General features: G+C 65.9%; 14 protein-coding genes and 1 pseudogene. 10 read left to right on the top strand and 5 right to left on the bottom strand.

What is annotated here, in order from left to right:
• The 3 genes from E8F11_RS03465 to E8F11_RS03455 form a co-directional block, all read right to left on the bottom strand.
• Positions 1-686: phasin family protein (locus tag E8F11_RS03465; RefSeq protein ID WP_280287408.1), on the bottom strand; the 686-nt coding region annotated here is incomplete at its 3' end.
• A gap of 10 nt (positions 687-696) precedes the next feature.
• Positions 697-1,128: a phasin family protein gene (locus E8F11_RS03460; protein ID WP_280287407.1), complete on the bottom strand. Its 432-nt coding sequence runs from the start codon at positions 1,126-1,128 to the stop codon at positions 697-699.
• Between the two features lie 748 nt (positions 1,129-1,876).
• On the bottom strand, positions 1,877-2,152 hold the full coding sequence (locus E8F11_RS03455; RefSeq protein ID WP_280287406.1) for a polyhydroxyalkanoic acid system family protein: 276 nt from the start codon (positions 2,150-2,152) through the stop codon (positions 1,877-1,879).
• Positions 2,153-2,292: 140 nt separating this feature from the next.
• Between E8F11_RS03455 and ubiE the strand changes: the two genes are divergently transcribed.
• The 10 genes from ubiE to E8F11_RS03405 all read left to right on the top strand — a co-directional run bounded on the left by ubiE (position 2,293) and on the right by E8F11_RS03405 (position 8,759).
• Positions 2,293-3,063: a bifunctional demethylmenaquinone methyltransferase/2-methoxy-6-polyprenyl-1,4-benzoquinol methylase UbiE gene (gene ubiE / locus E8F11_RS03450; protein ID WP_280287405.1), complete on the top strand. Its 771-nt coding sequence runs from the start codon at positions 2,293-2,295 to the stop codon at positions 3,061-3,063.
• Positions 3,063-3,680 (top strand): SCP2 sterol-binding domain-containing protein, encoded by a 618-nt coding sequence (locus E8F11_RS03445; protein ID WP_280287404.1) that lies wholly within the window; start codon positions 3,063-3,065, stop codon positions 3,678-3,680. Before ubiE ends, E8F11_RS03445 begins: the two co-directional genes overlap by 1 nt.
• Positions 3,677-5,269, top strand: a complete 1,593-nt coding sequence (gene ubiB / locus E8F11_RS03440) for a ubiquinone biosynthesis regulatory protein kinase UbiB (RefSeq protein ID WP_280287403.1) — start codon at positions 3,677-3,679, stop codon at positions 5,267-5,269. Before E8F11_RS03445 ends, ubiB begins: the two co-directional genes overlap by 4 nt.
• 78 nt (positions 5,270-5,347) lie before the next feature.
• A complete protein-coding gene (gene hisI, locus E8F11_RS03435) occupies positions 5,348-5,749 on the top strand; it encodes a phosphoribosyl-AMP cyclohydrolase (RefSeq protein WP_280287402.1) in 402 nt (133 codons plus the stop codon).
• Complete coding sequence (locus tag E8F11_RS03430) at positions 5,742-6,077, top strand: phosphoribosyl-ATP diphosphatase (RefSeq protein WP_280287401.1); 336 nt, start codon at positions 5,742-5,744, stop codon at positions 6,075-6,077. Before hisI ends, E8F11_RS03430 begins: the two co-directional genes overlap by 8 nt.
• Positions 6,078-6,102: 25 nt before the next feature.
• The gene (locus E8F11_RS03425) at positions 6,103-6,363 is read left to right on the top strand and encodes a twin-arginine translocase TatA/TatE family subunit (protein WP_280287400.1); all 261 of its coding nucleotides are present in this window, start codon (positions 6,103-6,105) and stop codon (positions 6,361-6,363) included.
• A 6-nt stretch (positions 6,364-6,369) separates the two neighbouring features.
• Entirely contained in the window at positions 6,370-6,789 is a 420-nt protein-coding gene (gene tatB / locus E8F11_RS03420; RefSeq protein WP_280287399.1) for a Sec-independent protein translocase protein TatB, read from the top strand.
• The gene (gene tatC, locus E8F11_RS03415) at positions 6,786-7,580 is read left to right on the top strand and encodes a twin-arginine translocase subunit TatC (RefSeq protein ID WP_280287398.1); all 795 of its coding nucleotides are present in this window, start codon (positions 6,786-6,788) and stop codon (positions 7,578-7,580) included. Before tatB ends, tatC begins: the two co-directional genes overlap by 4 nt.
• Entirely contained in the window at positions 7,577-8,284 is a 708-nt protein-coding gene (locus E8F11_RS03410; RefSeq protein ID WP_280287396.1) for a 16S rRNA (uracil(1498)-N(3))-methyltransferase, read from the top strand. The genes tatC and E8F11_RS03410 overlap by 4 nt, the downstream gene beginning before the upstream one ends.
• Before the next feature lie 52 nt (positions 8,285-8,336).
• Positions 8,337-8,759, top strand: a complete 423-nt coding sequence (locus tag E8F11_RS03405) for a UPF0158 family protein (protein ID WP_280287395.1) — start codon at positions 8,337-8,339, stop codon at positions 8,757-8,759.
• 284 nt (positions 8,760-9,043) lie between these two features.
• Here E8F11_RS03405 and E8F11_RS03400 read toward each other — a convergent pair whose 3' ends face one another.
• Complete coding sequence (locus E8F11_RS03400; RefSeq protein WP_280287394.1) at positions 9,044-9,778, bottom strand: amino acid ABC transporter ATP-binding protein; 735 nt, start codon at positions 9,776-9,778, stop codon at positions 9,044-9,046.
• Positions 9,771-9,918: pseudogene (locus E8F11_RS03395) on the bottom strand (amino acid ABC transporter permease); the annotation flags it as partial. The pseudogene E8F11_RS03395 and the gene E8F11_RS03400, both read right to left, overlap by 8 nt.

The following is a 9,918-nucleotide window of genomic DNA, read 5'->3' as shown; positions in this document are numbered from 1 at the left end:
GCTGCGGCAGGCTTGGCGGCTGCGGCCGGCTTGGCAGCTGGCTTGGCGGCGGCTTTGGTTGCCGGTTTGGCAGCGGCCGCCGCTTTCGCCGCAGGCTTGGCTGCCGGCTTCGCAGCGGCTTTCGCCGCAACGGGTTTGGCAGCCGGCTTCGCGGCAGCAGCCTTGGCCGCGGGTTTGGCGGCTGGCTTGGCAGCGGGTTTCGCCGCAGCCTTGGCGGCCGGTTTGGCGGCGGCCTTGGCAGCAGGCTTGACCGACTTGGCCGATACGCCGGTGAGCTTCTCGAGCTGCTTGGTCAAGGAATCCACCTTGCCTTGCAGGTCCTTCACCTCAGTGCGGCTGGGCACGCCCAGGCGAGAGATCGCGCTGTTCAGACGCTTGTCGAAAGCTTCCTCCAGCTCGCTCCATTTGCCGATGGCCTTGCCCCTGACTTCCTCGACCTTGGACTTGGCCGAGCCCACGCGGGAGCCGACCTTCGACTTGACCGCGTCTACCTGCTTGTCCACCTCGGTCTTGGCCTGCTTCTCGGCCTTCTCGCCATCCTTGACCAGCGTATCGAACAGCTTGGAGCCGTCGTTGCTGATCTTCGAGTAGGCCCCCAAGCCAGCCAACCAGATCTGGCGCGAGTAATTCTCGATCTCGCCGATCCAGGAGTTGGTGTCTTTATCGGTTTTTTTCTTGCCAGCCATCCTGCTCTCCTTATTTGGTTCGCGCGACGTGCTCGAGCAACGCGCTCAGCTCATCAAGCTTAGCAGAGAGTGCCTCAACATCCTGCCGGGAGGGAATACCGATGCGGTTGAGAGCGCTGGCTACTCGGTTGTCGAAAGCCTTCTCGATCTTGTCGAGTTGAACCTCGACCTTTTCCTTCACGCCGGTGACGCTGTTCTTCACGCTGTCGAACTGGCTGTTGGCGGCTTCGACCTGCTCGTCCACCAGCTTCTTGCCCTGCTTCTCGACGCCTTCGCCGGTTTTCACCAGCTCCTTGAAATAGTCGACACCCTCGGCGCCGGCCTTGGCGTAGGCACCCAGGCCAGCCAACCAGATCTTGCGGGCGTAGAGCTTGACGTCAGCGAGGACGGTGGGCTTGCTTTCTACTTTCTCGACTTTCTTCTTGACGGCTACTTTGGCCATGGTGCACCTCACGCGGAATGGTAGATGACTCGCCCTTTTTCAGGACTTGAGCGCAAGGTAGCGAGGAAAATTAGAAACCGCATACTAGCCGCGAAATGGGCCTCTCCGGTCGGATCGCCCGCCCGGAATCCGTGGGGGCGAAATCATTGGCTATGTCTGCACTAAGTGTTGCTAGAACGCCCTGAGCCAGGCTGATTGTCGAGTGGGCTGCGAGTTTCTGTTTCGCCTTCCCGGGCGACTCCCTTTGGCAGTCGCCCCAAAGGAAGCAAAAGGCTTGCCCCTGCATCCGGGTTTGGCTGCGCCAAACTTCCCTCGCTCCATCGTTGCACCGGGGGCACGGCGTGAGGGGCCATCCCTGGCCCCGCACGCCTCTCGCGGCATCCATGCCGCTCGTCCCCCTCTGCAACGATTACGCTCGGCCTCCTGACGGGGCGGAGTCGCTGCCCCACCTCTTCTGCGCAGGTTCAGGCAATGACTGGGCATCAGGATTTGTATGCCCTGTCAGGCGCGAGTCACCCCTCTCCCTCCGGGGCGAAGAGGCACGCTGTCGGAAGCACCGCTTCCGGTGCCGAAGAGCGACTGAGCGCGCAGCGCTCAGGCTGGGGCGCAGGGCGGGGGCTGGGGGTGAGGGAGGTGTCAGGCCGTGCGGAGCCATGAAAGACCCGTACTAGACGCTTCTATTCGGTACTGCAACAGCTAACGCGGACATAGCCAATTCATTCGCGAAGGGCCGCAGCGCGGCCCCGATTCACACCAGGTACTCGTCCAGCGCCTTCTCGATCTCGCGCTTGATCATGCCGCCCATGGCCGACAGCAACAGACCCAGCTTGACCTCCACACGCACCTTGTCGGCGCCCACCTCGATCTGGCCATCGGCGCCGCTGCGCTTGAACTCCAGGGTGTCGCCGCGCCACTGGTAACGCACGTCGTACTCGCGCGCCAGGCGTTCGGCCAGCTTCTCGGCCTTCTCACGCACGGCCTCGTGGCTCAGGGCGTGCGAACGTTCGACATGGATACGGGACATGGACTGCTCCTGCTGCGACCTTTGGTCGCGCGACTATACCAGCCCCCGCGGGCCCTCGCCGCGTCCGGCGTCCACCGCCGCCAAGACAAAGCCGGACGCCGGCATTAGAATGGCCGCCATTCAATTCCGGTGGCAGCGACATGAACGACCCGCGCAAAGGCAACGACGCCGAACCCACGACCCACTTCGGTTACCAGCAGGTCCCGGAGAGCCAGAAGGCCGACAAGGTTGCCGAGGTGTTCCACTCGGTTGCGGCCAAGTACGACCTGATGAACGACCTGATGTCCGGTGGCGTCCACCGCCTGTGGAAGCGCTTCACCATCGAGCTGTCCGGCGTGCGTCCGGGCAATCGCGTGCTGGACATCGCCGGCGGCACCGGCGACCTCACCCGCCAATTCTCGCGCCTGGTGGGCGTGACCGGCGAAGTGGTGCTGGCCGATATCAACGCCTCCATGCTCAAGGTCGGCCGCGACAAGCTGCTCGACAGCGGCGTCGCCGGCAACGTCAGCTTCGTCCAGGCCGACGCCGAGAAGCTGCCCTTCCCCGACAACCATTTCGACGTGGTCACCATCGCCTTCGGCCTGCGCAACGTCACCCACAAGGACGAAGCCCTGCGCTCCATGCTGCGGGTGCTCAAGCCCGGTGGCCGCCTGCTGGTGCTGGAGTTTTCCAAGCCGTCCAGCAGCCTGCTGTCCAAGGCCTATGACGTCTACTCCTTCAGCCTCCTGCCGCTGATGGGCAAGCTGATCACCAACGACGCCGAGAGCTACCGCTACCTGGCCGAGTCGATCCGCATGCACCCGGACCAGGAGAGCCTCAAGGCGATGATGGGCGAGGCCGGTTTCGAGCGCGTCACCTACCACAACATGACCGGCGGCATCGTCGCCCTGCACCGCGGCATCAAGCCCTGATGCTGACCCAGGCGCTGCTGGCCGGCATCGAGCTCGGCCTCAACCGGGTGCTGCCCCTGGACAGCACCGCGTTGCCGCGCATGGCCGCCCTGGAAGGCAGCGTCATCGAAGTCGACTGCCAGAACCCGGCGCTGACCCTCTTCCTGCTCCCCGGCGGCGATGGCCTGAAGCTCTCCGCCCACTGGTCCGCGCGCGCCGACTGCCGCCTGCGCGCGCCAGCTGGCAGCTTGCTGCGGCTGGCCGGCAGCAAGGACAAGACCAGCATCCTGCACAGCCCGGAAGTGACCCTGGAAGGCGACAGCGGCGTGCTGCTGGAGCTCGCGGCCATCCTCCAGGACCTCGAGCTGGACTGGGAATACGAACTGTCGCGCTGGCTCGGCCCGGTGGGCACGCAACTGCTCGCCGGCCACCTGCGCAGCCGCGCCAGCTGGGCCGGACAAGGCCTGGAGAGCCTGCGGCAGAACCTTGCCGACTACCTGGCCGAAGAGTCCCGCACCCTGGTCGGCCGGCGTGAAGCCGATGCCCGCTTCGCCGAGCTGGACCGCCTCAAGCTCGCCCTCGACCGCCTCGATGCCCGCGTCGAGCGTCTGAACCAGAGAACCAAGCCCATCGCATGAAGCTGCTCGCCGCCCGCCGCCTGTTGCGCATCCAGCAGGTCGTCATCCGCTACCGCCTCGACGACCTGCTGCTCGAACTGCCGCTGCCCTGGTGGCTGCGTACGCTGAGCTATGCCCTGCCCTGGCGCTGGCTGCCGCGCAAGGAGCTGACGCTGACCCGCGGCGAGCGCCTGCGCCTGGCCCTGGTAGACCTCGGACCGATCTTCATCAAGTTCGGCCAGTTGCTCTCCACCCGCCGCGACCTGATGCCGCCGGACATCGCCGACGAACTCGCGCGCCTGCAAGACCGGGTGCCGCCCTTCGCGCCGGCGACGGCCGTGGCGCGCATCGAGGAGCAACTCGGCGCCAAGGTCAGCCAGGTCTTCGCCCGCTTCGACGTCGAGCCCCTGGCCTCCGCCTCGGTGGCCCAGGTCCACGCCGCCCAGCTGAAAAGCGGTGAGGAAGTGGTGGTCAAGGTGATCCGCCCCAACCTGCGGCCGATCATCCGCCAGGATCTCGCCTGGCTGTTCACCCTCGCCCGCCTGGCCGAGCGCATCTCCAGCGACGCCCGCCGCCTGCGCCCGGTGGAAGTGGTCGACGACTACGAGAAGACCATCTACGACGAGCTCGACCTGCTCCGCGAGGCGGCCAACGCCAGCCAGCTGCGGCGCAACTTCGACGGCTCGCCATTGCTCTACGTGCCCCAGGTCTACTGGGACTGGTGCCGGCCCAAGGTGCTGGTGATGGAGCGCATCTACGGCATCCCGGTGACCGATCTCGCCACCCTCGCCGACCAGCGCACCGACATGAAGCTGCTGGCCGAGCGCGGCGTGGAGATTTTCTTCACCCAGGTGTTCCGCGACAGTTTCTTCCACGCCGACATGCACCCGGGGAACATCTTCGTCGCCACCCGCCAGCCCTGGAACCCGCAGTACATAGCCATCGACTGCGGCATCATCGGCAGCCTCACCCCCGAGGACCAGGACTACCTGGCGCGCAACCTGATCGCCTTCTTCAAGCGCGACTACCGCCGCGTGGCCCAGCTGCACATCGATTCCGGCTGGGTGCCGCCGGAAACCAAGGTCAACGACTTCGAGGCGGCCATCCGCACCGTCTGCGAGCCCATCTTCGAGAAGCCGCTGAAGGACATCTCCTTCGGCCAGCTGCTGCTGCGCCTGTTCCAGACCGCCCGCCGCTTCAACATGGAAGTCCAACCGCAGCTGGTGCTGCTGCAGAAGACCCTGCTGAACATCGAAGGACTCGGCCGCCAGCTCTACCCGGACCTGGACCTCTGGACCACCGCCCAGCCCTTCCTCGAACGCTGGATGCGCGAGCGCATCAGCCCCCTGCACCTGCTGCGCAATCTGCAGCAGCAGGCCGAACAGGTGCCGCACCTGTCGCAGATGGCGCGCGAAACCCTGGAGCGCCTGGCGCTGCCCACCCGTGCCCCGCAAAAAGTCGAGGCCCCGGCTCGCCCGCACTGGCCGGCGCGCCTGCTCGGCGCCCTGCTGATCGCCGGTGCCGCCACCCAGGGCCTGGCGCCCACCGCCGAGACCTGGCCGAGCTGGCTGATGCTGGCCGGCGGTCTATATCTGGTGCTGCGCCGATAGCCAGCCCCGCGTGGCGCTGGCACACTATTTCGAACTCTGCGCCGGCCCCGCGGGGCCAGCCTTGCTGTGGAAGACACGATGAAAGACTGGCTGGAAGAGATTCACTGGAACGCCGAGGGCCTGGTCCCGGCGATCGCCCAGGACCACAAGACGGGCCGCGTGCTGATGATGGCCTGGATGAACCGCGAAGCCCTCGCCCTCACCGTTGCCGAGAACCGCGCCATCTACTGGTCACGCTCTCGTGGCAAGCTGTGGCGCAAGGGCGAGGAGTCCGGCCATGTGCAGCAACTCCACGAGTTGCGCCTGGACTGCGACGCTGACGTCGTCATCCTGCTGGTCGAGCAGTTGGGCGGCATCGCCTGCCATACTGGACGCGAAAGCTGCTTCTACCGCGTCTTCGAAGACGGCGGCTGGAAAACCGTCGACCCCGTGCTCAAGGATCCGCATGCCATCTATGCCGCAGGACACAGCCATGAGTGATACTCTCGCCCGCCTGGCCGAAGTGCTGGAGGAGCGCAAGAACGGCGCGCCCGACAGTTCCTACGTGGCCAGCCTGTACCACAAGGGCCTGAACAAGATCCTGGAGAAGGTCGGCGAAGAAGCGGTGGAAACCATACTCGCCGCCAAGGACGCCGCCGTCAGCGGCGACCACAGCGACCTGATCTACGAAACCGCCGACCTCTGGTTCCACAGCCTGGTCATGCTCGCCGCCCTCGGCCAGCACCCCCAGGCCGTGCTCGATGAACTGGACCGTCGCTTCGGCCTGTCCGGGCACGCCGAAAAGGCCGCCCGCCAGCCCTCCGCCTGACAAAGACAATCAAGAGGAACACACCATGGGCATCTTCGACTGGAAACACTGGCTGGTCATTCTCATCGTCGTCGTGCTGGTCTTCGGCACCAAGCGCCTGAAAACCCTCGGCTCCGACGTCGGCGACGCCATCAAGGGCTTCCGCAAGGCCATGAACACCGAGGAAGGCGACAAGGGCCCCGAGCAGAGCAGCGCCCAGCAACCCGGCGCAACCCCCCTGAACCAGGCCCAGACCATCGAAGGTCAGGCGCAGAAGGTGCAGGACCCGGTGACCCGCAAGGACTGATGACCCATGTTCGGTATCAGCTTCGGTGAACTGCTGCTGATCGGCCTGATCGCACTGCTGGTGCTCGGGCCCGAGCGGCTGCCCGGCGCGGCGCGCACCGCCGGCCTGTGGATCGGCCGCCTCAAGCGCAGCTTCAATGCCATCAAGACCGAGGTCGAGCGCGAGATAGGCGCCGACGAGATCCGTCGCCAGCTGCATAACGAACACATCATGGCGCTGGAGAAGCAGATCAAGGAGAGCATCGTGCCTCCCGCTGCCAGCAGCGCTACCCAGGAAAGCGCGCCGGCACCTGAAGCCGCCAGCGAGCCGGCGCCAGTGGCCAGCCCAGCTGCCCCGGCACCCGCCAGCCAGGCGGCGAGCGATGACCCAGCACCCGCCACGCCCCAGGCCCCCATCGAACCGCAGCAGCCGTCCCGCATCCCATGAGCGACCAGAAGCCGGAACAGGACCAGGAAATGCCCCTGGTCTCGCACCTCACTGAACTGCGTACGCGCCTGTTGCGCTGCGTGGTGGCGATCTTCGCCATCTTCGCCGGCCTGTTCTATTTCGCCCAGAAGATCTACACCCTGGTCTCGGCGCCGCTGCGCCAGTACCTGCCGGAAGGCGCGACCATGATCGCCACCGACGTGGCCTCGCCCTTCCTCACGCCGTTCAAGCTGACCATGGTGGTGGCGCTGTTCCTCGCCATGCCGGTGATCCTGCACCAGGTCTGGGGCTTCATCGCCCCCGGCCTGTACAAGCACGAGAAACGCATCGCCTTGCCGCTGCTGGTCTCCAGCATCGTGCTCTTCTACGGCGGCATGGCCTTCGCCTACTTCCTGGTGTTCCCGCTGATCTTCCACTTCTTCGCCAGCGTGACGCCGGAAGGCGTGTCGATGATGACCGACATCAGCAGCTACCTCGACTTCGTGATGACGCTGTTCTTCGCCTTCGGCGTCGCCTTCGAGATTCCCGTGGCCGTGGTCCTGCTGATCTGGATCGGCGTGGTCAACGTCGAATACCTCAAGCGCATCCGCCCCTATGTGATCATCGGCTGCTTCGTCGTCGGCATGGTCCTGACTCCGCCGGACATCTTCTCCCAGACCCTGCTGGCCGTGCCCATGTGGCTGCTGTACGAAGTTGGCGTGTTCTGCGGCAGCCTGATCCGCAAGCGTGGCGACCATCCGGAAGACGACGCCGAAGAACCCGGCGACCAGCCCCCCGCCCCCCGTCCGTGAACCTGCTCCTCCTCGAAGACGCCGATTTCGTCGCGGCGGACCGGGCGCGGCTGGAAGGGCGGCGCCTGAAGCACCTGCATGAAGTGCACCGCGCCGAAGCCGGCGACAGCCTGCGGGTCGGCCACCTCGGCGGGCTGATGGGCCAGGGGCGTCTGCTGCACCTGGCGGCGGACTGCGCGGAACTGGAAGTCAGCTTCGACCAGCCGCCGCCGGCCAAGCTGCCCATTACCCTGCTGCTGGCCCTGCCGCGTCCCAAGATGCTCCGCCGCGTGCTGCAGACGGTGGCCGCCATGGGCGTGCCGCGCCTGGTGCTGCTGAACAGCTACCGAGTGGAAAAGAGCTTCTGGCAGACCCCCTTCCTCGAGCCCGCGGCCATCCGCGAACAGCTGATCCTGGGCCTGGAACAGGCGCGTGACACCGTCCTGCCCGAGGTGGTCACCGAGAAGCGCTTCAAGCCCTTCGTCGAAGACCGCCTGCCGCAGCTCGCCGCGAACACCCTGGGCCTGGTCGGCCACCCCGGCGACCATCCACCCTGCCCGCGTGCGGTGGAGCGGCCCATCACCCTGGCGATAGGCCCGGAAGGCGGCTGGATTCCCTACGAGGTGGAGAAACTCCACGAGGCCGGCCTTACCCCCGTGCAACTCGGCGAACGCATCCTGCGCGTCGAGACGGCCGTCACGGCCCTGCTCGCCCGGCTGTTCTGAGGCGCGTTGCTGGCGTAGGCTGGCAGCATCCTGTGCCGACATCGAGACTGCCATGCGCCCGCTGACCATCGACCTCGACCAGTTGGCCTTCGCCCTCAACACCGAAGGCCTCGACCACTACCTCGACCTCCTCAGCGGCAAGGTGCTGCTGATCCCCGAAGAAGACGCCGATCCCGAACTGGAATCCCTGCTGCGGGAGGAGCCGGAACGCTTCCTGCTGGTGGAACCCCTGGGCCAGGGCGACGAACTGGCGCTGATGGAGGAGTTCCTCGTTGAGGTGGTCCATCCCCATGCCTACGCCGCCCTGGAGCAGGCCCTGGCAGGGCGCAAGCCGGTGCGCACCTTCAGGCACGTGCTGATGGAATATCCCGTGCTGCTGGAAGCCTGGCACGCCTACGAGGCCGCCCGCCTGCGCGAACTGGCCCAGGACTGGCTGGAAGAGAACGAGCTGCAACCGGCAACGCCGTTGCATTGACCGGACAAATTCATCCGCGAAACACCCTGTAGGATGGGTGGAGCGGAGCGATACCCATCAAGAAGGCCGGCAGGATAGTCCGAACCGGCCTTCAACCGCCCTCACCCCAGCCCTCTCCCGAAAGGAGAGGGGGCCTTCCGTGCCACTGTCCAGTCATGCACGCCCGGTAGGGGCGATTTCAATCGCCAAACGGGCCCAAGGGCCGTCCATGCGGTTGCTGGGGGCAGCTGCGCTGCCCTACGCGAATGAATTCGCCCCCACAAGGAGCCGCACCAACCCGCTCTTCAGAGCACCTGCCGCAGGAAGCTCTGCGCCCGCGGGTCCTGGGGCTGGGCGAAGAACTGCGCCGGCGGGGCGTCTTCCAGCAGCTTGCCGTGGTCGAAGAACAGCACCCGGTCGGCCACTTCGCGGGCGAAGCCCATTTCGTGGGTGACGCAGACCATGGTCATGCCTTCCACGGCCAGGGCCTTCATCACGTCCAGCACCTCGCCGACCATTTCCGGGTCCAGCGCCGAGGTGGGTTCGTCGAACAGCATCACCTTGGGCTCCATGCACAGGGCGCGGGCGATGGCCACCCGCTGCTGCTGGCCGCCGGAGAGGCGCGAGGGGTACTCGTTGGCCTTCTGCGCGATGCCGACCTTGGCCAGCAGCGCCTGGGCCTTGGCCTCGCGTTCGGCCTTGCCGCGCTTGCGCACGACCTTCTGCGCCAGGCAGAGGTTCTCCAGCACGGTCATGTGCGGGAACAGGTTGAAGTGCTGGAACACCATGCCCACCTCGCGGCGGTAGGCGTTCACATCGGTCTTGGGATTGGCGAGGTCGACGCCGTCGATGCTCACCGAGCCGGAATCCAGCTCTTCCAGGCCGTTCAGGCAGCGCAGGAAAGTGGACTTGCCGGAGCCCGAAGGCCCGATCACCACCACCACTTCACCACGCTTCACTTGCGTACTGACGTTATCCACAGCCCGCACTTCATGGCCGCGGGCTTCGAAGACTTTCACCAGGTTGCGGACTTCAATCACTTTTCCCGAGCCTCCGCTCCAGACGGCTGGCGATTTGCGACAGCGGCAGGTTGATGACGAGGTAGAGCGCAGCGACACAGAACCAGATCTCGAAGGTGGAGAAGGAGGTGGTGATCGCTTCGCGCCCGCTCTTGGTCAGT

Source organism: Pseudomonas sp. BN417 (assembly GCF_029871205.1).
Taxonomy (GTDB): Bacteria; Pseudomonadota; Gammaproteobacteria; order Pseudomonadales; family Pseudomonadaceae; genus Metapseudomonas.
This window is presented reverse-complemented; position numbering and strand designations above follow the sequence as displayed.

Bases quoted from the DNA above. Each gene is read 5' to 3' on its own strand.
- E8F11_RS03460 (WP_280287407.1), bottom strand. From the start codon at position 1,128: ATGGCCAAAGTAGCCGTCAAGAAGAAAGTCGAGAAAGTAGAAAGCAAG.
- E8F11_RS03455 (WP_280287406.1), bottom strand. From the start codon at position 2,152: ATGTCCCGTATCCATGTCGAACGTTCGCACGCCCTGAGCCACGAGGCC.
- ubiE (WP_280287405.1), top strand. From the start codon at position 2,293: ATGAACGACCCGCGCAAAGGCAACGACGCCGAACCCACGACCCACTTC.
- E8F11_RS03445 (WP_280287404.1), top strand. From the start codon at position 3,063: ATGCTGACCCAGGCGCTGCTGGCCGGCATCGAGCTCGGCCTCAACCGG.
- ubiB (WP_280287403.1), top strand. From the start codon at position 3,677: ATGAAGCTGCTCGCCGCCCGCCGCCTGTTGCGCATCCAGCAGGTCGTC.
- hisI (WP_280287402.1), top strand. From the start codon at position 5,348: ATGAAAGACTGGCTGGAAGAGATTCACTGGAACGCCGAGGGCCTGGTC.
- E8F11_RS03430 (WP_280287401.1), top strand. From the start codon at position 5,742: ATGAGTGATACTCTCGCCCGCCTGGCCGAAGTGCTGGAGGAGCGCAAG.
- E8F11_RS03425 (WP_280287400.1), top strand. From the start codon at position 6,103: ATGGGCATCTTCGACTGGAAACACTGGCTGGTCATTCTCATCGTCGTC.
- tatB (WP_280287399.1), top strand. From the start codon at position 6,370: ATGTTCGGTATCAGCTTCGGTGAACTGCTGCTGATCGGCCTGATCGCA.
- tatC (WP_280287398.1), top strand. From the start codon at position 6,786: ATGAGCGACCAGAAGCCGGAACAGGACCAGGAAATGCCCCTGGTCTCG.
- E8F11_RS03405 (WP_280287395.1), top strand. From the start codon at position 8,337: ATGCGCCCGCTGACCATCGACCTCGACCAGTTGGCCTTCGCCCTCAAC.